Annotated in this window: 13 protein-coding genes; 5 read left to right on the top strand and 8 right to left on the bottom strand. The window is 36.1% G+C overall.

Annotated features, from left to right (window positions below):
• Positions 1-59 precede the first annotated feature (59 nt).
• The 8 genes from Q2T41_RS10470 to Q2T41_RS10435 all read right to left on the bottom strand — a co-directional run bounded on the left by Q2T41_RS10470 (position 60) and on the right by Q2T41_RS10435 (position 14,043).
• On the bottom strand, positions 60-1,496 hold the full coding sequence (locus Q2T41_RS10470; RefSeq protein ID WP_304436041.1) for a glycosyltransferase family 2 protein: 1,437 nt from the start codon (positions 1,494-1,496) through the stop codon (positions 60-62).
• A gap of 443 nt (positions 1,497-1,939) precedes the next feature.
• A complete protein-coding gene (locus Q2T41_RS10465) occupies positions 1,940-3,013 on the bottom strand; it encodes a PA0069 family radical SAM protein (protein WP_304436040.1) in 1,074 nt (357 codons plus the stop codon).
• 46 nt (positions 3,014-3,059) lie between these two features.
• Entirely contained in the window at positions 3,060-4,613 is a 1,554-nt protein-coding gene (locus tag Q2T41_RS10460; RefSeq protein ID WP_304436039.1) for a hypothetical protein, read from the bottom strand.
• A gap of 17 nt (positions 4,614-4,630) precedes the next feature.
• The gene (locus Q2T41_RS10455) at positions 4,631-5,413 is read right to left on the bottom strand and encodes an enoyl-CoA hydratase/isomerase family protein (protein WP_304436038.1); all 783 of its coding nucleotides are present in this window, start codon (positions 5,411-5,413) and stop codon (positions 4,631-4,633) included.
• Positions 5,414-5,431: 18 nt separating this feature from the next.
• Positions 5,432-6,844 carry a sensor histidine kinase gene (locus Q2T41_RS10450; RefSeq protein WP_089258611.1) on the bottom strand — a complete coding sequence of 471 codons (1,413 nt, stop codon included), beginning with the start codon at positions 6,842-6,844 and terminating at the stop codon, positions 5,432-5,434.
• A 162-nt stretch (positions 6,845-7,006) separates the two neighbouring features.
• Positions 7,007-7,558, bottom strand: a complete 552-nt coding sequence (locus tag Q2T41_RS10445; RefSeq protein ID WP_304436037.1) for a CopD family protein — start codon at positions 7,556-7,558, stop codon at positions 7,007-7,009.
• A 122-nt stretch (positions 7,559-7,680) separates the two neighbouring features.
• On the bottom strand, positions 7,681-10,806 hold the full coding sequence (locus tag Q2T41_RS10440) for a glycosyl hydrolase (protein WP_304436036.1): 3,126 nt from the start codon (positions 10,804-10,806) through the stop codon (positions 7,681-7,683).
• A 72-nt stretch (positions 10,807-10,878) separates the two neighbouring features.
• The gene (locus Q2T41_RS10435; RefSeq protein WP_304436035.1) at positions 10,879-14,043 is read right to left on the bottom strand and encodes a VPS10 domain-containing protein; all 3,165 of its coding nucleotides are present in this window, start codon (positions 14,041-14,043) and stop codon (positions 10,879-10,881) included.
• A 272-nt stretch (positions 14,044-14,315) separates the two neighbouring features.
• On the opposite strand from Q2T41_RS10435, the gene Q2T41_RS10430 reads away from it, so the two are divergent.
• The 5 genes from Q2T41_RS10430 (at position 14,316) to Q2T41_RS10410 (ending at position 25,644) form a co-directional block, all read left to right on the top strand.
• Positions 14,316-15,620, top strand: a complete 1,305-nt coding sequence (locus tag Q2T41_RS10430) for an alpha/beta hydrolase family protein (RefSeq protein ID WP_304436034.1) — start codon at positions 14,316-14,318, stop codon at positions 15,618-15,620.
• Between the two features lie 221 nt (positions 15,621-15,841).
• Positions 15,842-17,179 carry a DUF5723 family protein gene (locus Q2T41_RS10425; protein ID WP_304436033.1) on the top strand — a complete coding sequence of 446 codons (1,338 nt, stop codon included), beginning with the start codon at positions 15,842-15,844 and terminating at the stop codon, positions 17,177-17,179.
• 58 nt (positions 17,180-17,237) lie between these two features.
• On the top strand, positions 17,238-18,647 hold the full coding sequence (locus Q2T41_RS10420) for a M48 family metalloprotease (RefSeq protein ID WP_304436032.1): 1,410 nt from the start codon (positions 17,238-17,240) through the stop codon (positions 18,645-18,647).
• Positions 18,648-18,901: 254 nt separating this feature from the next.
• On the top strand, positions 18,902-20,335 hold the full coding sequence (locus Q2T41_RS10415; RefSeq protein WP_304436031.1) for a DUF5723 family protein: 1,434 nt from the start codon (positions 18,902-18,904) through the stop codon (positions 20,333-20,335).
• A 26-nt stretch (positions 20,336-20,361) separates the two neighbouring features.
• Positions 20,362-25,644 carry a Calx-beta domain-containing protein gene (locus Q2T41_RS10410; RefSeq protein ID WP_304436030.1) on the top strand — a complete coding sequence of 1,761 codons (5,283 nt, stop codon included), beginning with the start codon at positions 20,362-20,364 and terminating at the stop codon, positions 25,642-25,644.
• The last annotated feature ends 2 nt before the right edge of the window (positions 25,645-25,646 follow it).

Genomic DNA, 25,646 nt, shown 5'->3' with positions numbered 1-25,646 from the left:
TGAAATGTAAAAAGGGCTTCAACTATTGAAGCCCTTTTATATTATTTAAAATTTTACTCTTATTTCTGTGGTAATTCCCTAGTCAACCAACCTCTTCTACTTGCCGTAGCTATTGCATAAGGTGTAATCCAGAATAGACCAAATGTATATAGCACGCTATATGAATATGCCCAAAATGATTCTATTAATGTATAACGCTTAGCATAAAATATTACAGGGAAAGTAGATAATACCAATATACTTAAGAACGTAGAGCTTAAAAATAACAGTGGGTGTGTAAATACGAATACCAACATGAACAATACAAAAGGATAACAAAGTACAATTCTTGAGAACTGGCTAAAAAACAACAACCTTGTACCTGCCTTAGGTCCTTTTCTGAAATTTGTAAAGACGTATTTGGACATTTGTATATTTTCACGAACATTACTTCTACCCCATCTAATGAACATCTTATACAACCCTTTATATTTTTCAGGAACATTGGTGTAAGCAAACGCGTTCCTTTGGAACAATACATGATAACCTTGCTTCAAAATCATATTTGTCATGGCCCTATCTTCCCCAATATCGGAAGGTTGCCCCATAAAGGTTTGATTGATCCACTCCTCTAAACAACCAAAAACAGCTGTTGCCCTGTATGCTGCCAATGCACCTGGTGTACATAGTACAGAATTCAATGTACTTTCAGAAGACCGTACAAATTCAAAACTAAGCGCAAAACTTACATCTAGCATCTTAGGTAAAATTTCCTTTTTATTGTTAAGTACACGAATATTACCTGCTACTGCACCACAATTCTCATCAACTATAAAAGGACTTACCAGATTTCTCAAGGTATCCTTATCCACAATGGAATCACTGTCTACGGTAACAAAAATTTCACCCGTACCTTCCTTAAAGCCTCTGTAAAGCGCATGACGTTTACCCATATTCTTGGGTTGCTGACAAATAGATACCCTGTCTCCCAACTCCTTTTTGGCCTCTAGCATCCAATTCCATGTATCATCCTTACTACCGTCATCAATTGCCAATAATTGAACTTTATGTGCAGGGAAATCACTTTCCGCTAAACTTTTCAATGTGGCCCATACCTGCTTGCCTTCATTATAGGCTGGTACAATCACGGTAACAGATGGCAATTCCTCATCTGAAACCGATGGGATAGCCTTATACTTTAAAAACCTAATAAAGGTGTAGATAAAGAAACTTAATTTAAAAACAAAAAAAGCAGCTGCAACGACCATAAAAATAAGTCCGATCAACGTGCTTCTTCTTTCAAGATGCAATTGTGTAAAATCATGCTGTAGGATATATGCTAAATATGCACTCCCAAACATTAAAACAAATGTACTTCCCATTACAAAAACACCCCATGCATTGGCATTTTCAATGATATGTTTTAATCTGGAAAAAATAGATTTTTTTGTATTTGCCGACTTATTTTGTGGGCTCTGGATATTTAAATCTTTCTTGGTAGTATTCTTGGCTTTCATAAATGGTTCTAGTATTTATTACATTCCCCATATCTACGCTTATATATGTCTTTTGGATGTTATTTTAACAAAAGTTTTTAAAGAATTTTTTTTAGGTGCAAAACCGCATATTATTTAGGTAGCAAATACTGCTGCAAAGACATATTTTTTTAATTCATTTAAATTAAATCTTTCATTTTCATTGATTTATCTCCTAAATTATACAATTCAACATTTTAAAAAAATTCATATAAACTATAATTATTATACCGTGTAATAAATGTTATTTAGAGTTGCTCAAACCAAATATGATAGCTGTTCCAATCAACCAAGAATTAATTATCCCTGACTTAATAATGTATACCACTTATTGAATAAAATATTAGCTGCAATTGGAAGGTTATCACTTATAATTTTTCAAAATATACTCCCTTTGAAAAAGTTTCTTTCTTATTGATTATTAATTAAAATAGTTTTAACTGACCATCTCTATAAGCCTCATACAAACCGGTATTTAATATTGGAAATTTTTTATCCTTGAAGTACATACGTTTGGCCAGACCAAACATATCATGAATTTGAGAAGCTATTTTGCCCTGACCTTTTTTTCGTATTCCATACCTACTATCGTTTAGCGATCCCCCGTGGCATTCACTTATTTGATGTAACACTTTATCCGCCCTGTCTGGCAAGGCTTTCCTAATCCAATCCGTAAAAATTTCACCTATAGCTCCGTTTAATCGTACCAACGTAAATGCCATAGAAACCGCTCCTTGATCAGATACCGCTTTTGCCAATTTTAAAATTTCATGACTGTTTATTCCAGGAACTATGGGGGCCAACATAGCATTTACGGGAATACCTGCTGCAGATAATACCCCAATTGCTTCCAATCTTTTTTTTATAGTGGTAGTTCTAGGTTCCACCATACGTCTAGTTTCTTCGGATAGAGAGGTGATGGAAATATTAACACCAATTAAATTATGCGCACTTAATTCTTTCAGAATATCCAAATCTCGCAATATCAATGCATTTTTGGTGATGATACCCACTGGATGCCTATATTTTAAAAAGACTTCCAAACATTTCCTGGTGAGTTCAAATTTACGTTCAGCGGGTTGATAACAATCCGTATTGCCAGACATGACAATGGTCTCGGCTTTCCAACTTTTGCTTTTTAATTTAGCTTCTAACAATGCGGGGGCATCTTGTTTTACCAGAATTTTTCGTTCAAAATCCAAACCTGCACTGTAACCCCAAAATTCATGAGCATTTCTAGCATAACAATAAATACAGCCGTGTTCACAACCTTGATACATGTTCATGCTATAGTTCATGCCCACATCTGGACTCGTGACCTTATTTACAATAGTTCTAGGGAATATGGGTATATATTGTGTCTTATTGTCGTCCGCTATTTCACCTTCCAGGTGACAGAATTCCAAAAAATCGTCACGAAATTCATTACTATAAGCCGAGAATTTATTGTTTGTATTCCGCTGCGCACCCCTACCCTTGAGATAAGAATTATCATTCATTGATTGGATTTATTCCAAAAATATGGAAAATATCCTAACAATAATTTTATTTAACAGCGACTTGTACCAATTGTTTTTTAGTACCACGCTTAGCATAAAATTTCAAGGCATCGTTTTGCCTATCAATAAAAGGTACGGAAACCATTAAAGGCAAGCGCGCCTCCGTATCATCAATAACCTTATTGTATTTCATATGTCCGTCTTCATTTAATAGAATTAAAAAGACGTTTCTATTCCTGCTAAAACCTTGTTTGAACATAATGCGGTCATCACTTAACTGTTGTGGATTTTCTGCAGATGTACTAATAAAAAAGTAGGTATCGTCATCTTTAGTATATGTACTATAGGAAGCGTATGCACCATCACCCTGGGTTACTTCTGTCTTATTGATGTTCCTGGCCCATATTAAATCCCCTTGGTCGCTTAATTTCGCACTTATGATATCATTGTAGTGGTAGCGTGTAATTTTGACCCTGCCACCACTAGAATTGGATTGTACACTGTTACTCGTAAAATATTCCTCTGCATTAAATAATATATTACCCTCTTTGGTGATATCCATTCCTTTAAAGACCAGATTTTTAACCGCCTTATCCTCTTCCCTTCCAAACTTATCTATCATGAACTGCTCAGAAAACGGATTGAACTTACTTTTTTCCAACTCCAATGAAAGCGGATTCAATTTAAAAAATGATATTCCGTTATAACGATTGTCCTTTCTATCCGCATAAAAACCTATACAAAGCAAGTCACTGCCTTTTAATATGGGTTTTAAGGCTTCTGGAAATTTACCTGGGGTATAAAAAGATTGCACACTACGCCCGGTCTTTGAAATACGTACCATTTCATATTGAAACTTACGCTCTGTAGTATTAAACCTTTTTTTCTTAAAATATGCTTTTCCTACTAAATATACATTTTGCAAATCTTTGGAAAACACTAAATTTTCAAATGCATAGTTCTTTTCCTCTACCACATCAGAAAAATCATGCTCCATTATTTTGTTCAAATTGGCATTGAACACGTGAATAAAATGTTGATCCACATTTCTTTTCTTGTAATGCGTTGTAATCGCAAATGCAGATTTGTCATCATTGAACAAAACAGAGGTCGTAAAACCAGAAGTAAAATTTCTATTATAGTAATTACGGTCCAACGGCTGTACTACTGGTTCTGAAGCTATGGATAGAATAGTTTCTTTTGTAAACTGAAACTGGGTAAACGGACTACGATGCACTTCATAAACATAACTACTGTTTTTAAAGCTATACTCAAGAAACAATAGGTAAACCTGGCCGTTTTGCACAAAGGCATCAATAAAATTAGCGTCCTTCAGCTTATAATTAAACTCCGAAATCAATTCCAGATCTTTATTATAATGTTCAATAAAATAGCCCTTTGGTTTTAGGATAATGCCCGTATAATATGCTCTAACGACAACCGTACCCCCGTTTCCATCATCTGCAATGGCCAACATATTTGAATACCTGTACTTATCATTGAACTTTTCTCCAATGGTATAGGTTACCAACTCTTCTTGGGCAAGAGCCGTAAAAACATTGATACATAGAAAAAATAAGAAAATGCTACGTTTTAACATAACCCCTTTGGTTTATGTTATGAACCTGGAAATTCCGCTTTTCTTTTTTCCAAAAATGCTGATGTACCTTCGGTAAAATCATCTGTTCCAAAGCAAGCGCCAAAAGCTTCAATTTCCTGCTCATAACCATTTACAGTATTCTTAAAACCAGCATTTATCGCTTTTATTGCATAAGCAATGGCTACAGGCGAGTTATTGGTAATCTTTCCTATAATTTTATGGCAGAGGGGCAATAATTCTTCTGGTGAAGTTACATGGTTGACCAGACCATAAGCCAATGCTTGGTCTGCCGAAATCATACCTGCAGTCATAATCATTTCCATTGCGCGGCCCTTACCTACCAGTTGTGGCAGACGTTGGGTGCCGCCGTACCCCGGTATAACCCCTAATGAAACCTCTGGCAGACCCATTTTGGCATTGTTACTTGCAACCCTAAAATGGCACGCCATGGCCAATTCCAGTCCGCCGCCCAATGCAAAACCATTGATTGCGGCTATAACCGGGGTAGAACTATTTTCTATAAAATTGAACAGTTGCTTTTGTCCTTTGGCAGCCAGTTTCTTGCCTTCTTTCTCACTGAAATCCGAAAATTCAGAAATATCGGCACCTGCTACAAAGGCTTTTTCCCCACTACCCGTTAGTACAATGGCTTTTACATCCTTGTCTTTCTGCAAGTCCTTAAATGCATTGTGCAGTTCACCAATAGTGTCCTTGTTCAAGGCATTTAATTTATTGGGCCGATTGATGGTTACTAAAGCTGTTGGTAATTGCTTTTGAACTAAAATATTATTGTATGACATGATTTAAGTATTGTCTGATTAAACGTTTTCTTTTGGAAATTTTACGCAAAATACGGTACCCTTACCGGGTTGGGAGGTAAAATTAATAGTTCCCTTATAAGTTTCCACAATATTTTTGACCATTCCCAGGCCAAGTCCCATTCCACTTGTTTTGGTGGTAAACTTTGGTTCAAAAATTTTCTCCTCATGGTCTTTTTCAATTCCGTGGCCATTATCCGCAACGGATATTTTCACCATGTTCCCTTCAGAAGCAACACTTACCAATACTCTTGGGGATTTTACATCAGGAACGGCCTGTATGGCATTCTTCACCAAATTTGTGACCACTCGTATTAATTGTGTACGGTCTAACTTGGCGATTATTTCTTCCTCATCTGCAATGAAATGGATATAATCCTCATTAAAGATGTCCAGGGCCAGCTTTACGATCTTGACCACGTTTAAGGTTTCATTCTGCTGTGCCGGCATTTCCGCAAAATTTGAAAATGCAGAGGCAATACTGCTCATGGTATCTATCTGTTGGATAAGTGTATTGGAATATTCCTTTACTTTTTCATGTATGTTGGGATCATTGGGGTCAAATTTACGTTCAAAACTTTGTACGCTTAGGCGCATGGGCGTCAAGGGATTTTTAATTTCATGCGCTACTTGTTTGGCCATCTCACGCCATGCTTGTTCACGCTCACTTTTTGCCAATTTAACCGCACTATGCCCTAATTCGTCTATCATGCCATTATATGCGCCAATTAATTTTTCAATTTCCTCTCCGGGATTTTCAATAAATATTTTTTTGTTCTGCTTACTAAGGTCCGTCCGTTCCATCATATCGGAAATGGTCTCCAACGACCGGGTAATATATTTTGAAATGAAAAAGGCGAATAAAATAGCCATAAGAAGCATGAGCAGGTACACTCCGGACAAGCGCATTAAGAATTCCTTTAGCTCATAATCGTTAAATGAGTTGTCCTCAAAATAGGGAAGATTTAGAATACCAATGGGTTTAAACTTTTGGTCTGCGATATAGGTGAACGATGCTTTATATTTATCCCCTGCCAAAGCATTTTCACGTACATAACGTTTATTAGGACTAATTTCCAATTGATTCAGAACCTCGGCATCCAGGCACATGGAGATAGAATCATTTGCAAACTTTGGACGTGAACTTTTTATAAGCTCCCCATCTAGGCTATAGATATTGAAGTTCATGTTCTGCACAACTGCAATCTCATAAATTTCATTTTTAAATATGAGGCCCAAATTTTCTGTAGTAACGGGATAGGTAGTTTTCTGAATGGCTAGATCAATACTCTGCCTAATCTGTTCTTCCTTACGTTCCATTCTGTTTTCATGATAATCCTTGGATTGCTCCCGGTATTGATATACCGTTACACCAGCAATCAAAACCGATGCAATGAGCACCAAAAATATCATGGATAAGAAAATACGTGACCGTAAAGATACCTTCGTTAACAAGATTTTGCCATTTCGTCTAAAGTTAGCAAATATCGCACCAAAAAAAATTAGAGTCAGTATACATTTTTTAACTTAAAAGGTGCAAAACTTCAAAATAGAAAAAAGAGAATGTTAAAAAACTTAAACCCCGGAGTTCTTGTTTCTAATTCTCTTGTATAGCTTAATCCCCAGCATTAACAACACGCCCAATACAATAATTCCTATAACTCCAAAAATCCAATTGAAGGAATGTTTAAGAATGACCAAGAAAACAATGGCAAAGAGTATTAAAGTTGCCCCTTCGTTCCACATACGCATGTAGTTAGAAGTATATCTAATATCATCACGCTGAAATCTATTAAAAATTTGATGGTTCTTTAAATGGTACAAAATCAATACTACCACGAAACCTAGTTTAACATGCATCCAAGGCTGTGATAACCATCCTGGATAAATGACAAGTAACCAAACAGCAAAGAACACTGCCAATACCGCTGATGGCCATGTAATAATATACCACAAGCGTTTGGTCATCAACTTTAACTGTTTGGAAAGAATTTCCTTTTCGGGTGATGGTTTAGCATTCGCCTCAATATGATAAATGAATAACCTAGGTATATAAAAAAGTCCTGCAAACCATGTAATTACAAAGATGAGATGCAAGGACTTTATATAATTGTAATATTCTGACATAGGATTATAAAAACAAACTCAAGTTCAAGAAGCAAGTTCAAGAGCAAAAAACAAGTTCAAGCTCAATTCTCATTTCTTATTATAATGAAGTTCAAAGTTAGCAAAAGCGCATAAAACTCATATTATAATCTTATTGCCCCAATTCCTGCATCCCACAGGGTTTTATTATAAGCAGGTATTAATGTATTCTTTAATTGAGTTCCCCTAGCTTTTAGACCTGTCCATTGCGCGTCTAATTCAGTCTTTCTGTCTATACTGGACTTATTCAATCTTGGGATACTGCTATTGGTCTGGTTGATCATGAACAGGTATTCAGCCGTAAACTTATTAGGAAAGTTCTCTACATCATCATAAGCTTGGGATTTACGTTGCACCATTTCAGCATCCCAGGCCTTCATATCGGCCAATAGTTTTTCACCTACAGATTTCACCGTTGGATCCGTTACTTTTTTTAAAATCGTTGTCAACTCTTTTTGAGCTGCATATAATTGATTGACCATATTGTGCATTGCGGTCAATTCTGCTTCGGCAGCGGTCATAAATACATCGAACTCTTCGTATTGTCCAAGTTTTGTTTCATAGGTAGGCAATTCTTTTATAATACCCGTAGTAGTCACTTTTTGATCATCAACCTTTAACGTAAAAGTGTAGTTACCAGAAGAAACTTTATGACCTGTAAAACCAGCTTCAATATAGACATCTGGTATTCCTGGCATAATAGGATGTTTCATATCCCAAACAAAACGGTTTAAACCTTCATTTTTACTTAAAACCGGTGCCGGCGGAGCACCACCACCATTATGAGGTTTGTAAGAAGGATCTTTTTCGGAACTTATAGTTCTGATTACTTTTCCTTTAACATCTGTAATTTCTAAAGTTATAGCCGTACTATCTTTTAATTTTGGAAGTTCATAATACAATACCACACCATTTGCAGGGTTGACACCTTCAAAAGGATCACTGCCCGTAAATTTTGAAGAATCACCATTTAATGGACTGCCCCAAGAACCGTTATAGGCTTCTTTTGGCTTCAGCATCTGAAGTCCTTTTTTAGAAGGCTGATATTGACCTAAGGCAACGACATCATCCAAAATCCAAAACGAGCGTCCAGAAGTAGCCACTACTAAGTCACCTTTATGAACTTTTAAATCGGTAATAGGGGTTTTTGGCAAATTTAATTGAAAAGGCTCCCAAGATTTACCTCCGTTCCATGATGCATACATTCCTTTTTCGGTACCTGCATATAACAGGTCTTTCTTAAACTCATCTTCACGAACTACGCGGGTAAATGCACCATACGGAATCCCTGAGTTAATTGCCGTCCATGTTTTGCCATAATCGGTTGTTTTATAAAAGCCAGGTGTGTAGTCATTAAACTTATACCTTGTGGTAGCAATATAAGCCGTAGCAGGATCATGTGGAGAAACTTCAATGGCATTGATCAAACATTCCTTTAACCCTTTAGGGGTAACGTTCTCCCAAGTTTCGCCACCGTTTTTTGTCAAATGCACCAATCCGTCATCACTTCCGGTCCAGATATATCCTTTTTCGTGTGGAGATTCCAAGATATATGCCAACGTACCGTAATTTTCCGCACCAACAGCTTCATTGGTGTACGGACCACCACCGTTTCCTTGTTTTGCATCGATATCACGTGTAAGGTCCGGTGAAATAATATCCCAGGTTTTACCCATATCCGTGGTTTTAAAAACATATTGGGCACCATGATAAAAAGTACCAGGTTCATGTACCGAAGCTATAATTGGAGCGTTCCAATTGAACAAGTATTTCATATCCCTAGCCTCGCGACCTAAATACTGAATAGGCGCTTGCATAATTTGGGTAGCCGATTTTGACACCATATCCATTACCTCAACAGTACCTAAATATTGACCGCCCATAACATACCTTGGGTTATCTGGGTCAAATGCCAAAAAAGCACTTTCACCACCGGCAGAATCGGTCCAATCCCTTGTTGTAATACTACCACTACCTGTAGATAAACTTGCAATTTTTACAGATGTATTATCCTGTTGACCACCATAAATATTATATGGAAATAGATTGTCTACACTAATTCTATAAAACTGCGCTGTTGGCATATTGCTTTGTGTAGACCACGTTTTAGCATAATCAAAAGAAACGGATGCGCCACCGTCATCTGCCAAGATCATATTTTTAGAGTTATTAGGGTTGATCCATAAATCGTGCGTATCGCCATGTGCAACATCTAGATCCTCCCAGGTTTTACCACCATCTTCTGATCGTAAAGCAGGAGCACTCAACACATAAACGGTATCTTCATCATTAGGGTCTACAAAAACCTCTATGTAATACCATGCCCGTTGTACCAAACGATTATCGCCACTAACCATACTCCAAGATTCCCCAGCATCATTTGAAACGAACAGACCACCTTTGTCCGCATTGGAATCACTTTCAATTAATGCATATACCTTATCGGAATTAGACGGACTAACGGCAATAGCCATTTTTCCTTTTTCCTCAGGTAATCCTTTGTGTATTTTTTGCCATGTTTCACCTGCATCGGTAGATTTATAAAGTCCACTACCGGGTCCGCCACTTACCACCATATTGGGCATACGTTGATGTTCCCACATGGCTGCGTACATAATTTCCGGATAATTGCCATCTATAGACAGTTCAGAAGCACCGGTTAAGTTGTTTACGAACAACGTATTTTTCCACGTTTTGCCTCCATCTGTAGATTTATAGATGCCACGTTCGGCATTACCTTCAAAAAGAGCTCCTTGTGCGGCAACATAAACAATATCTGGATTTGTCGGGTGGATGATTATTCGCGAAATATGCTGGGTTTTTTCAAGTCCCATTTTCTTCCATGTTTTTCCGGCATCCGTAGATTTAAATACACCGTCTCCGTAAGATGTCATTACCCCACGTGGCGCATGTTCACCCATACCAACATACACAATATTAGGGTTAGATGCCGATACCGAAACCGCACCAACGGAACCCATTTCAAAATATCCGTCAGAAATATTTACCCACCGTTGCCCTGCAGATTCGGTTTTCCAAACTCCGCCACCTGTCGTACCCATATAGTACGTCATGGGGTCACCAATAACGCCCGTAGCGGTTACCGACCGCCCACCCCTGAACGGCCCAATATTTCTAAATTTTAAAGGTTCAAAATAATCATTGGCAGTTTGTGCAAAAGTTATGGTGGTTGCCAGTACCGTTACAAAGTAGAGTAATTGTTTTTTCATGTGTGGCTGTTAGGTTTTATCTGAAAAATAAAAACCTCCCTAAAAAATAGAGAGGTTTATGTTGATGGATTTTTACTTTCCGTCTTCAATAAACAAATAGTTCAAGTTCAATTCATTAAACTCTTTGTTGAATTCTTTGAGTTCTGATGATATTACTTCATTAAAAATCTGAAGTTCTTTATTGATTTTGGCTGTCAGTTCATTCTTTACGGCGATGTCTTGTTCGGTTGGTGGAAAGTCCCCTATAGAAACCAAGCTGTTTAAATGACCCAATTTATTGGTCAACTTAATAGGGAAGTTCAAAGGATCTTGTCTACTTCTATTTTTAGTCTGATACAGCGCCTTCTCTACCTCACCAAGTTTTTCTTTCATCACTTTTGCCTTTTCAATCAAATCCTTGGTTCTGGCGTCATCTTTATACTGCTCCGTAAATGAATTCAGTTGCTTGGTGACATCTCTAATCTTCTTTATAGATTGATGCGCATTTTCGATGGTAGTGTTGATATCGGTAATAAAATCGAATTGCTGTTGCATTTCTGCCACAGAACTCTCCGCTCTTGGGTCTGGCAAAATGGTAAACGTTTCGCTACTATTGCTGCCATTTACGTTCAAATGCACTTCATAATCACCTGGCACTGCTTTTGCCCCGTCAAAACTAGCCCACCAGAAAATCATACCTTCCAATTTAGTAGCTCCTTTACCTCGCGTATCCCAAACGAAAGTGTTACCGCCTTTCTTAACTTCAAGTTTTTTCGCTTCGACTCCGCTCAGCGACCCATCTTTCTTCAAATGATTTTTATATAACGCCAAGGTATCACCTGCCATACTGGTATAGGTCAAATGAACCGTGTCCTTTTCTGAATAATCCTTAAGTAAAAAATGGGTAATCACACCGTTCTCCAAATTCTGTCCCGATGTTTTGGAAGGTTTTTTAGAAGCCCTACCCTTGGTACGGTAAGAATCCTTTGGTTTGAACAAAACGGTACTCGCACTCTTCTTAGATTCATCTAACTGATGTAAAACGGTAAGATCATCAATAATCCATAGACTTCTACCTTGTGTAGCCACTATTAGATTATCATCTTTAATTGTTAAATCCGTTATTGGAACAATTGGCAAATTCATTTGAAAAGAAGACCAACTAGCCCCATCGTTGAATGAAATATACATACCGGTTTCTGTACCCGCATATAACAAACCTTTCTTTTTTGGGTCTTCACGAACAACTCTGGTAAAGTGTTCAGCGGGTATACCGTTCGTTATTTTCGTCCATGTCTTACCATAATCCGTTGTTTTATAGAGGTAAGGTTGAAAATCGCCCAGCTTATATCTCGTAGCCGCAACATAGCACGTACCCTCATCAAAATTAGAAGGTTCAATACTATTGATCATATTCCATTCTGGCATATTCGGCGGAGTAACATTTTCCCAAGTAGCACCGGCATCTTTAGAAACATGTATTAACCCATCATCACTACCTACCCAAAGTAGACCTTCTTTCAACGGACTCTCATTGGCAGCAAAAATGGTACAGTAATATTCCACACTGGTATTATCCTGTGTTATAGGGCCGCCACTAGAACCTAGTTTTGTAGGGTCGTTTCTCGTAAGATCACCGCTTAAAACCTGCCAGCTTTGACCTTCATTTTCCGTTACATGTACGTAGTTAGAAAAGGTATATAGTTTCTTAGGATTATGTTTACTGAACATAATTGGAAAATTCCATTGAAAACGGTATTTCATTGCTTCGGCTCCGGCTCCCATTGGATTGTCCGGCCACACATTGATACCCCTTACCGTTCCGGTTTTATGATTGATCCGTGTTAAAAACCCATCATAACTACCGCCGTATACAATATCGTTGTTAAGTGGGTCTACAGCAATATGTGCCGATTCTCCCCCTGCCGTTTCTTCCCAATTGCCCTCATCAATTGCACTACCATCACTTCTATGATCAATGCGCAATGTAGAGTTATCCTGTTGTGCCACATATATTCTATAAGGAAAAGAATTATCCGTAGTTACCCTATAAAATTGAGCTGTAGGCTGGTTGTAATACGTACTCCATGTTTCGCCACCATCATAGGAAATTTGTGCACCACCGTCATCACCAATAATCATACGTTGGGCGTTTTCAGGAGAAATCCACAAATCATGATGGTCACCATGTGGGGCGTTAAATGTTTTAAATGACTTGCCCCCATCACTGGATTTATGGTAGTTTACGTTCAGCACATAAACCACATCTTCATCTTGAGTATCGGCGTACACTCTAGTGTAATACCATGCACGTTGTCTTAGCTTTCTTTCCGAATTGACCATTGACCACGTTTTACCGCCATTATCAGAACGATATAAGCCCCCTTTTTCCTTATTTTCTACAATTGCCCAAACCTTTTCAGAATTTTTAGGAGAGACGGCTACCCCAATAATACCTAAAGTATCTTTTGGAAAACCATCGTTCTTGGATATTTCGGTCCAAGTTTCACCACTATCGGTACTTTTCCAAAGTGCAGACCCATCACCACCACTAATTAAACTGTAAGGTGTACGTTGTGCGTGCCAGGTTGAGGCATACAATATTCTAGGGTTGTTGGGATCAAACGTTAAATCTACCGCACCGGCCTGTTCGTTTACAAAAAGCACCTGTTTCCAATTTTTGCCACCATCGGTACTTTTATATATACCACGGTCTTTTGTTGGTTTATAGATATCACCAAGTACAGCAGCATAAACTGTATTATAATCTGTAGGATGCACACGTAATCTTGGTACATGCCTACTTTGTTTTAGACCGGCGGTAGCCCATGTTTTACCACCATCTTCGGTTTTCCATACACCATACCCAGATGACACGTTACCCCTTAAGGTTTTTTCACCACCGCCAACATAAATGACATTAGGGTCACTTTTTGCTACTTCTACGGCACCGATGCTTCCGCCAAAATAACCATCTGAAATATTCTCCCAGGTACGGCCACCATCCAATGTTTTCCATACACCACCTCCCGTAGCGCCAAAGTAAAATAAATTAGGTTTACCAGGCACACCGGTAACCGCAGCGGAACGACCTCCACGAAAAGGTCCGATCAATCTATAATCCAAACTAGAATATAATTCTTCTGGATAGGTGGGTACGGAACTTTGCGATTTGTTTCTTCTTTGAGATAGAACAGATAACGGTAATAGTAAACATGCCAACATAAGTATGCCAGCATTGGTCAGGTGCTTTTTCATTTTAATAGTTTGAAGTTAGTCTCACCTAAAATTAAACAAATTGAATCGCAAATGTTGATTTTAAGATTTTATTAGCATCTCTAGAACAGGATTATTATCAAAATGAAAATTTACTAGGCATTTACAAATTCAATCTTCAAAAAGAAAGCTAACAATTCCTATTTAAATAATTAAGTATTCCCAGAAAGTAAAAAAATCAGTTCTGTAACATTAACGATGTAATACGCGAACAATTAAAGTATTCTTATATTTAAAGCAACAAACTAACAATTATGAAATTTAGAGCACTATTATTTTCGGCATCGTTAATTGCCATACTATTCAACGGATTGACAATAAATACGGTTAATGCCCAAACCAATGATTTTCTTTACGGAGACCAATTACCAGATGCACCAGAACTTAGCGCAAGGGGAAAATATAAAGTAGGTGTTCAGACCATAAATCTTGTAAACAAAGGCCAGGTAGATATTTTAAATACCAAGGAAGGCAAAGATCCTTTATATGATCGGCCAATTACTATAGAGGTTTGGTATCCTGCCAATGTAGGCGACGATGCTATAACCGTTGTATATAATGAAGTCATGGGGACTAGGGGAGATTCGTTAAGACCTTTAACTCCATTTACCTTTAAGGGACGGGCATACAGAGATGCCGCACCAAAGACCGGGAATAAGTTTCCTTTGGTTGTTGTTTCTCACGGTTATGTTGGCTCTAGATACTTAATGACCTATTTAACCGAAAACCTTGCATCTAAAGGGTATATCGTTGCCGCCATAGATCATACCGATTCTACTTTCAAAGACGCCAATGCATTTCAAAGCACATTATTGAATAGACCAAAGGATATTCGTTTTGTAATCAATGAAATGGAAAAAATGGGTGCAAAAGGCTCTAAAAATAATTTAGAAGGTGTAGTAGACGCTAAAAATACCGCAATTATAGGGTACTCCATGGGAGGCTACGGCGTATTAAATGTCGGCGGGGCCGGTTATAGCGCTGGTCTTGCACAATTCTTTACAGGAATGACCGGCGGCAGCACTGCAATCTCAGTACATACAGCCGGAAATGCTGCTTACGAAAAAATGACCGATGCCAGAATTAAGGCAATCGTAGCATTTGCACCATGGGGAATGGAACGTGGTGTTTGGGATGCCGAAGGATTAAAAGGATTAAAAACCCCTACTTTCTTTATTGCCGGCAGCCAAGATGATATCTCTGGTTATGAAAAGGGAATTAAAGCCATATACCAGGGTGCAGTAAATGCCGACCGTTATTTGTTGACCTATATGAATGCAAGACATAATGTAGCCCCTAATCCACCACCGGCAGAAGCTTTGGCGCCAGGTCTGCATATAGATGAGTATTACAGGTATGCAGAACCATCATGGGACCAACGAAAATTAAACAATGTCAACCAACATTTTGTGACCGCTTTTCTGGGACAACATCTTAAGAACGAGAATAATTCCAAATATTTAGAGCTACAGAAAAATTCTAACGAAAAGGATTGGACTGGTTTTAAGCCAAGGTCGTCTACAGGAATGGAGTTACTACATGCGCGGCCAATGAATTGATTACAAGCTTATAAATAAGTATAGGAAAATTTTAAAACCATACGTTTACACCTATGTTTTATTAGTGTAAGCATATGGTTTTTTTAATTTTATTGTTTACTACATTTCTTAACCTCCATATATATTAGGGCTATTCCCTCTACTCAATAAATACCCATCAAAGGGTATTTACTTTATGGATATGGTCTTTTAGTTTTGAATGGTATATAAAATTATATATCATGAAATACCTTGTTTTTACACTACTATTGTTTTTAGGTCAACAATTACATGCCCAGGATGCCCTTGGTTATCAAACCGACAATTACAGTGGAATTCATGGAATATTCCTTAATCCGGGAACTATTGCAGATTCACGAATAAAAACAGAGGTAAACCTATTTTCTGCAAATAGTTTGTTAGCCACGGATTATACATATTTAAGCTTGGAAAACCTTTCCGGTATTTTTGGGGACGATGGTTTTGCCGGCTTGGAAAGATATCCATTGAACGACAATGAAATTATAGTCAATGCAGAGGTACTAGGACCATCGTTTATGTTTTCATTAAACGAAAAAAATAGCCTAGCAATATACACACGTTTGCGTTTAGCCAGTAATTTCAATAATATCAACGGAGAATTGTTCGAAGGTATTTACGATGGTTTTCCAAATAGCAATTTCAATTTTCAACAAGAGAATCTAGACTTTACTACACACGCTTGGGCAGAGATTGGGGGTACTTATGGAAGAGTTTTGTTCAACAACACTAACAATCTTTTTAAAGGGGGCATTACATTAAAATACCTTGTTGGCGGAGGGGCCGTTCAAGGAAATTCCAGTTCTTTGACAGGTGCTTACGATACCCAAAACGAACAGGTTGCCCTGAACGGAAATTTTTCATACGCCGTTAGTTTTGATGATGAACAAGAGGCGGTTGATTATTTTAAAGAACTATCCTACGGTTTTGGTACCGATATTGGATTTATTTATGAATATAGAAATGCTACAACCTTGGCAGATTCAAATGCAAACAATCCAAGGGGATTTAATCAGTACAAAATTAAAATTGGGCTTTCTATAATTGATATTGGAAGCATAACTTATACCAATGCTCAAATTACAAACTACACGATAGACGCCAATGTAAATGCCCAAGAACTTGAGGAAGATTTTATTGAAGTTTTGGATAATAATGCCTCCCAAAATGTTCTAAGGGAACCTATTAAATTATCCCTACCCACTTCCATGAATTTAAATATTGACTATAACATTTATAAAAAGTTTTATCTAAATTTAAACTACAACCAAAGTTTAGTCAATAAAGTTGCATTTTTCAACAACAACGGATTAAATCTAATAACGCTTACACCAAGATATGAGTCACGCATTTTTGGTGCATATTTACCAATTTCCACTAGCAACTTGGGAAAGACTGCAATTGGTGCCGGCATTAGGGTGGGACCATTATATTTAGGATCAGGTACAGTATTTACCAATCTTTCAAAAAAATCTAATATGGCAAATGTTTATTTAGGTTTAAAAATACCTGTTTACCACAAGAGGAAAAATAAAGTCTAAGTCTCTAAAAATGAAATAATTCGCATAATTTCTTATTTTGTATACCTAAAGGATAGAAATGAAATATTTAGTTCCAATTTTGTTAATACTGTTGTTACATGCCCAAAGTAACGCACAAGGTTTTCAACAAGATATAGTAATCGAAGATATAGATGAACTCTGTTTTGGCTATCAAAGTGAGATGGCCGACCCAGAAGCTGAACTAATTGTCGACCAAATGATGGCACAAATGCAATTAAAGAAAGTGTTTAAGCTGAGAAAATGTGCTGAGATAAACAATGCAATTGCAACAATAGAGCAAGATGAAAACGGCAATTCACAACCGTATATTCTTTACGATCCAAAATGGTTAAATGGCATGGATAACTCATCCAAAACAGATTGGGCCTCTATTGGCGTTTTGGCACATGAAGTTGGCCATTTTTTACTATATCATGCATTAAACAAGAAAGGCAGTAACCCCAGATGGGAAATTGACGCTGATCGTTTTGCCGGTAAAACTATGGCTATGATGGGAAGCACTTTGGAAGAGGCTCAAAGCATGTTCGATAATTATACACTAATTGAAGACAGTAGAACACATCCTGGAAAAGTCAAACGCCTTGAAGCTGTAAAAACCGGCTGGATGAATGTTAATAATCCTACCAAAAACGTTGTTTTGAATGAAAACACTTCAGACCGGGATATAAACCCTGAACTAATATTTACCCGCTATTTTAAAAAAATGGGAGGTCTTAAAAATATGGGGCTGGTAAAACAAATACAATTTAAAGAAGTAATATCTGAAAAAATTGGTGTTAAGGTTGGGCAAAAAGCAAAAGAATATGCTTATGAATATGAGCTTAGTTCAAACAAAACTAGAGTCATTTCTAGAAATTTTAGTGATCCGGAAGAATATCTAATTGTGAATAACGATTCTCTTTCCTTTAAGTATTTAGACAAAGAAAAATGGAATCAAGGAGCTCCAAAAATAGGAACAACAGTAAATCAAGACCCCTATGATTTTAAACGAAAAATAAGACCTAGTATATTTTATTTTTTTGATGATTTTTTGTGGATATCCAATCCTGAAATTACTGATTATAGAAGAAGAAAAGATGTAGATGATGAGGAATGTTTTACCATAGAGCTTCCTGAAATAACCATGGAACATGGCAATCTCAATAAAAAAGGAAAACGGATTGTATTGACTAAAAGATATTATTATAGTACTTATAGCGGTTTGCTACATGCTATAGAAGAAGAAGAAGAAATTACGGAATATAAAAGAGGACAGCCTAAAAATGGATATACCAGAAAAACAGAAATGGTACTTAGCGGATATGAATCTGTAGATGTAATTTTACTACCAACTATAATTTCCAAAAAGATTACTTTTTATAAAAGTGATATACTTCAAGAAAACGAAACCATATTTCAAGAAAGAAAAATTACTGACCTTGAACTTAAACAAGCCTCTACATTTTAAAATTTAAAGGAAAATTCCTACCTCTTTAAGTTTACTTAATATGTTTTTGTAAGAATCTGATTATTAGTCATTAAGGTTAAAAATACCCAATATTGGGTATTTTTAACCAATCCTATGGGTTCTACATTTGAGTAATCGATAAAACCACTGTTTATTCGGTGTAATCGACGAAATGCACTATTTATTGTAAGATTCTTTTTATACATTTAAAATCCCCTAAGAAATAATAGAACCACCAAACTACCCATACCAAAATGAAAAAAAATCAACTCCTGATTTTATCATTACTTTTTTGGCTTCCGCTTATATCATTTTCACAAACCGGACATGGATTTGGATTTGATAATTACAATGGCATTTATGGCGTAACGACCAATCCGGCCAATAGTGTACAATCCAAATATAGATGGCATATCAATGGAATATCCTATCATCAAATAGGAATTGCGGACTATGGTGCTATTGATTATTTTGACTTGGAAACCAATCCAAACGCTTTCAATGGCCTAAACTTCTCGGAAAACATAGACCAATCCTCTAACACCAATTTTATGGTTGCAGATTCAGACATTATGTTACCCTCTGTTTTATACAATATTAGTAACAACCATTCCGTAAGCCTCATTTTAAGATCAAGGGCGTTCTCTGACTATACAGGTTTTAACGGGCAATTATTTTCTGCACTAAATAGCAATTTTGACAATACAGAGGAGGCTTCCTTTAATTCAACCATTAATAACACTACCAATCATTGGAAAGAAGTAGGTTTAAACTACGCCTTGGTTCTTGTAAACTCTAATTATCATTTCGTTAAAATTGGTGGTACCGCAAAATATCTAATGGGCAGCAAAGCCGTTGAAGCTAGGGGAACCATATCCGGCAGCTATACCCCTGGAGCTTCTGGCAACGTAACCATTACAGATCTAGATCTAACATACCTTTCAACGACAGAAACAAATTTGCCAAATGAACCAAAAAAATTCTATTCAACCGCCTTTGGCAATTTTGATAATAATGGAACGGGTTATGGGGGTGATATTGGCTTAGTTTATGAGTGGCGTCCAAGAGAAACCAACCGGGTAGATGTCAGGAGCAACGCTGGGGCCGTTAATACCTATAAATTAAAGATCAGTGCCGCAATTTTGGATATAGGTCAAATAACCTATGAACATATGGCCAATATAGAACCCAAAAGAGGAGTTGGTTTAAATCAATTGATCAATACCAATGGATCCACAGTTTCTGTAGAAAAAAATGAAATCATAGACAATGGGTTGATCAATGCATTGAAGAACAATCCCAATGTTTCTCCCAATCCACAACAGGGAAAAGTAACCTTTGTTCTTCCCCAAACCTTAAATATTGGTTTGGACTATATCATATTTAATGATAAGAGCTATTATCTAAATATCAACTATATAAAGTCTTTGACTAAGAATAATGATCTATATACAAATAGTAGGTTAGACTTAATTACGCTAACACCAAGATATGAGACACAAAAATTCAGTTTATACTTGCCCATTACCTATGAGCAAGGTTCCAGTGATGTATATGCAGGATTTGGCCTTCGGTATGGTCCATTAACAATAGGCTCTGCTGCTTTAAGCAGTATAGTAATGGATGGTAAAATGAAGCATGTTTACGTTGGGCTTAATCTCCCGTTGTTTCAAGATATTTTTAGATAATAGATATAGCGCTTAAACTATAAAAAATGAAAAGGATAATATTACTCATACTATATTTTTTAATTGTCAATATAGGCTTTGCACAAGTTACCTTAATACCCGATTCCAATTTTGAACAGGCTTTAATTGACCAAAATTACGATGACGTACTTGATGGCAGTGTGCTTACGTCCAATATTCAGAATATTACATTCCTGAACCTAACGAACGATGATAATTTTAATATTAACGAAAATGAGATCGGTCTAGGAATAACGGATTTAACCGGTATTAAAGATTTTACAAGTTTAGTAGAGCTATGGGTACAGGGTAACGAGTTAACGAGCTTAGACCTAGAAGGTTTGACTACCATAGTGGATATCAGGGCGTTTTATAACAATATAGAAAACCTTAATATTAACGGGCTTACAAATTTAGAAATAGCCGGACTTGACTTTAACAACATTTCTTCAATAGATCTTTCTACCAATACCAGTTTAAGGATATTTGATATTGCCAATAACAATTTGTTGTCATTGGATATTAGCGGGCTGGGCTCACTTACCAATATGAACTTACAGAACAATCCACAATTAAACTGTGTACAAGTAGAAGATGCTGCAAGGGCCACTAGTTTAAACAATAATACCAACTTTAGAAGAAACGGATCAACGGTATTCAATGCCAACTGTCCAAGTATTTACACTCTAATTCCAGATATAAATTTTGAACAAAGCTTATTGGACCAAGGAATAGATACGGAAGGAGGTGCACCCAATGGCAGAGTGTTGACTGCGGATATCAGCTCCATAACCATTTTGGATATATCCAATGAAGGAATCAATGATTTAACAGGAATAGAAGACTTTTCATCAATACAGGAAATAAACGTTAGTTTTAATGATTTAGACGCACTTCCGCTTCAAAATAATACGTTGCAAATAATTAAGGCAAATGAATGTAATTTAAGCGGCAAACCCATTTCGTTCATAGACAATGCCGTAGTTTTAACCAATGTGACAACTTTGGAACTACAAAACAATACTATTGGCAATAACGGTACCATTAGCTTTACAGGTATACCTAACGTTGCTTATTTAGATGTCCGCTATAATAATTTTAGTGAAATTGCAAACCTTTCCCAATTAACCCAACTAACAAGTTTAAATGTTGCTTTTTGTAATCTTAACACAATAGATGTATCCCAAAATTCATTATTGGATGCATTATATATATTCGGAAATAACTTAACTAGTTTAAATACCAATAGCAACAGTTCGTTAACGCTGTTATTAGCTGGTGGCAACAACATAAACACGGTAGCAATATCCAATAATATATTATTGACTACCGTAGATCTCTCCGACAATAATCTAGAATCTTTAACCTTACCGGAAACGACCACATTAGAGGAATTAAATTTGTTTTCAAATACTCTTTCCTCATTGGACATTTCTACTGTAGACAGCAATTTAATAACATTTAATGCTACAGGAAATTCAGCCTTGACATGTATTCAAGTAAGCGATGTAAATAGTGCCAATAACCGGGCAGGTTGGCAAAAGGACACTAACACTAATTACAGTGAAGATTGTTCGGCATCAAATGCATTTAACGTATCTACCAGCTTATCCAATGCAGGAAATGCCCCCAATTATGAAATTACGGAAGGTGAAACATTTACCTTAAATTTTGATGCGGATAATACGGTCTCAACTGGCACCCAGTATAATCCTGTAATTGATATTTCTCTCAATGGAAATTCTACTGTAACAGATTTTAGGTTCAATGGCAATGAAACAACCATACCAAATAGTCCCATAACAGTAAGTGCTACAAATCCTGATGGTAGTATATCCATTACTGCATTTGATGACGGTATTGAGGAAGGAGATGAAATTTACACAATAACAGTAACTTCTTCAGATACAAACTTATTTACCATATTAGAACCCAGCACCTTTACCTTGACCATTAAGGATAAAGGTCATAATCAAGTGAATACGTTAATAGCAGTAAAGCTTTTTGAGAATTTTGTCAGTGACAGTAAAAATGCACTACAAGCTCCATATATACTTATTGAAGGCGGTTCAAATATTAACTTCGGTTTTGATGTTTTGAATAAAGAAGCTGCTGAATTATCTAATTATAATATCAATATTACCACTTTTGACGATAGTGCAATTGCTACTAATAATGATTATAATACTATAAATGAAAATTTAACGATTACTACTAACGATAATGGTTTTGATTTCTACTCGTCATATCTAGCAAATTTAACAGCCTTAAATGATGATAGACTCGATGAACTTGATGAAACATTTTTTGTTGAAATATCACCTCCAGATAATACATTTTCCCTTGTAGACTATAGTACAAACCCTGAAGGAGAAGTTTTGAATCCTGGTGAAAAACTAATAATTGAAGTTGTGATTAAAAACTCTAAAATCTATTCAGGTGAGGAACTTATAATTTTTGATACAGAAATAAATGGTGATTTTGAAATAGATAATAATGAATACACTGTTAATGAAGGAGAAACACTATTAATTAACTTTAATGCAAGAACTCCAAATAATGCGGAAAACTACGAGATTCCTATAATTTTTTCAATAACAGAGGATGGAGCAGTCCTTAATGAAGATTACGAATTAAATTTTGATAGTAGTATTACTACAACAATTAACAATGGTGAAAATCCAGATGGTATTTTAGAATTAAAAATAAATACTGATAATTTTAATGAACCAGGACAAGAGGCCATAACGCTTTTTTTCCCTGGAAATGAATTTGGGTATGGCCCATATGTTTTTGACAATTATGACCCCGATTCTATTGATTACAATGGACTTACAATAACAATTAAAATAAATGATGTTAGTCCAAATAATTCAATTTTAGCAGAGCTTGAAAATACTGGCGGAACAGAGGGCAATGGAATACAAGCAGGTCGAGATGGCGAAGAAGTAGATGGAGAAGGATTCGATACCTTTACTTTAACTCTTAAAAATAATGATGGATCTGAGTATATTACTACTCAAGAACTAACTTTCCCTATAACTTTCAGTCCAGATTTAAGCTTATCTGAAAATCTCAGAGCAGAAATAATTAATTATAATCAAGGTGGGCAAATACCAGCAGAAAATGATATAAAATTAATCTCTCCTTCTGAAATTATCAATACTCCCCCTGGGCCTAATGAATCTATAACTTCACAAATTGTTATTCCAATTGGAGCCTCAAGTGGGTCAATTACATTAGCCCTACCTCAAGAAAATGAATTTGATGATGCACATGAGTATTATATAGCAACTGTTCAGGAACCAAATGAAGAAATTCAAATATCACTTCCTAATCCTTTACAAGCAAAAATTATTGACGACGAAGGTAAATTCATAGTATATTATACGTTGGATGATTCAAATATGAGTGTAGCTGATGGTCCTGGTGCTGGTTGTTGTGCTCACAATACCATTGAAGAAGGAGATGCCATTAAATTCTCATTTAATGCGGAAAAGGGTGCTCGGCTAAATGAAGAATATGAAATTGAAATAGTATATAGTGATGGAACTAATCCAACTAATTTAAGTGCTGCCGAAGAAGGTTTAGAAAATGATTATTATACTACTGCAATGCATGAAGATATTATCAATAGTAACGGTATAGAGGCAGAAATTATAACGGCTACTGTTGGTGAGCAGAATCCAGATTATGATTTAGTAATACAAACAAACCCAGATGATGACGAAGTATCAGAAAGGTTTGGAATCGAATTAAAATCATATAGTGACAACTTTAATTTGCAAGCTACCAGACAATATTATAGAGACTATGTCATATTACCAACAGTAGAAGCTTCATTGACTATTGAAGATGAGATAGCTGACGAAGAAGACTTCATTAATAATAAGGGGCTTTTTAAAATAAAGATAGATGATTTAAATGGTGCCAGTACTAATATTGAAATAGCTTATCTCATTGAAGGAACTGCCGAAAATGGTAACGACTATATAACTATTGAAGGATCGGTATTGTTCTCAGTTGGAGATTTGGAAAAAACAATTGAAATAGAGGCAATTCCAGATGACATTCCTGAAGATGAAAAAACCATTATTTTGACACTGTTAGATGGTCAAGGGTATACGGTTGATAAAAATAACAATAGAGGTACTGTAGTCATTCCAAGAAACGATCAAGATAAGATTCAATTTAAGGTTGATATTAATCCTTTAAATAATCAGATTTTTGAAAATCCACTTCAGAACAATACCGGAACTTTTGAAATTAGCATTGACCCTCCAAACACCTCGGGAATCGATTTAAATATAAACTATTCATTTATTGATGATAATGAATTATACCCTGCCATAGAGGGTGCTAATAATGATTTCACCCAAAATGGCACAGGGGTTTTAGTTTTTAAAAGTGGAGAATCAAATATTCAAACAATAACTGTGGTGGCTTTAGAAGATCCTGATTCCGGAATTGAAGAACCAGAAACTATTACTTTGTCTATAAGTGAAGGAGAAAGATATCAAGCTGGTGCCAAAGCAAAAATGGAAATTGTTAGTACAGAGTTTGATACAAGCAGTCTTAATAATACGGCACTTCAAGTTTCAGTTTCTACAAATACTTGTGCGGATACAAATGAAGGAGACGTGACTATAAAAAACAATTCTGGCTTTGATTTTATAGCTTCAATCAACGGCTTAGGTATGAACTTAGAAATTGAGCGCAACAAAGAAGCAACATTTACAAATCTCCCATCTGGCAGACATTTGGTAACATTTAAATTTATTGATGAAAATGTAGATATTATACCCCCTTCATATGAAGTTTTCATAAAAGAACTTAATGGATTAAATCTTTCTGGTAAACAAGTGAATTTAACTTCAAAAATGGTTGACTTAAAAATTTCCGGGAGCAGAAGATATTCTATTTTCAACGGTTTCAAAGAACATGTTTTTGAGTTTAATGATTTTAACGAAAAAATTATTTCAATTCCAATTTTAGACGGAATTAATGATATCACGATAACAGGAGAAGCTGCTTGTCAAGGTTTGGTAAAAACCCAAGTTGTTCTAAATAAGATTTATGCTTTTCCAAATCCTACAGATAGTTTTTTGACATTTTCAGGGTTCGTTTTAGAAGAGGAAGCACAGGTCATAATTACAGATTTTTCAGGAAAGAATTTTTTAAACACTATCCTAAATATTGTTGATGAATCAATTGAAGTAAATCTATCATCCTATCCGACCGGAATATATTTTGGACAAATTCTTACTAAGTCTGGACAAAACATAAAGTTTAAATTAATTAAAGATTAAAA

It is taken from the genome of Maribacter confluentis (assembly GCF_030505015.1).
Classification (GTDB): Bacteria; Bacteroidota; Bacteroidia; order Flavobacteriales; family Flavobacteriaceae; genus Maribacter; species Maribacter sedimenticola.
The sequence above is the reverse complement of the archived record's forward strand: the minus strand, read 5'-3'. Positions and strand labels throughout refer to the sequence as shown.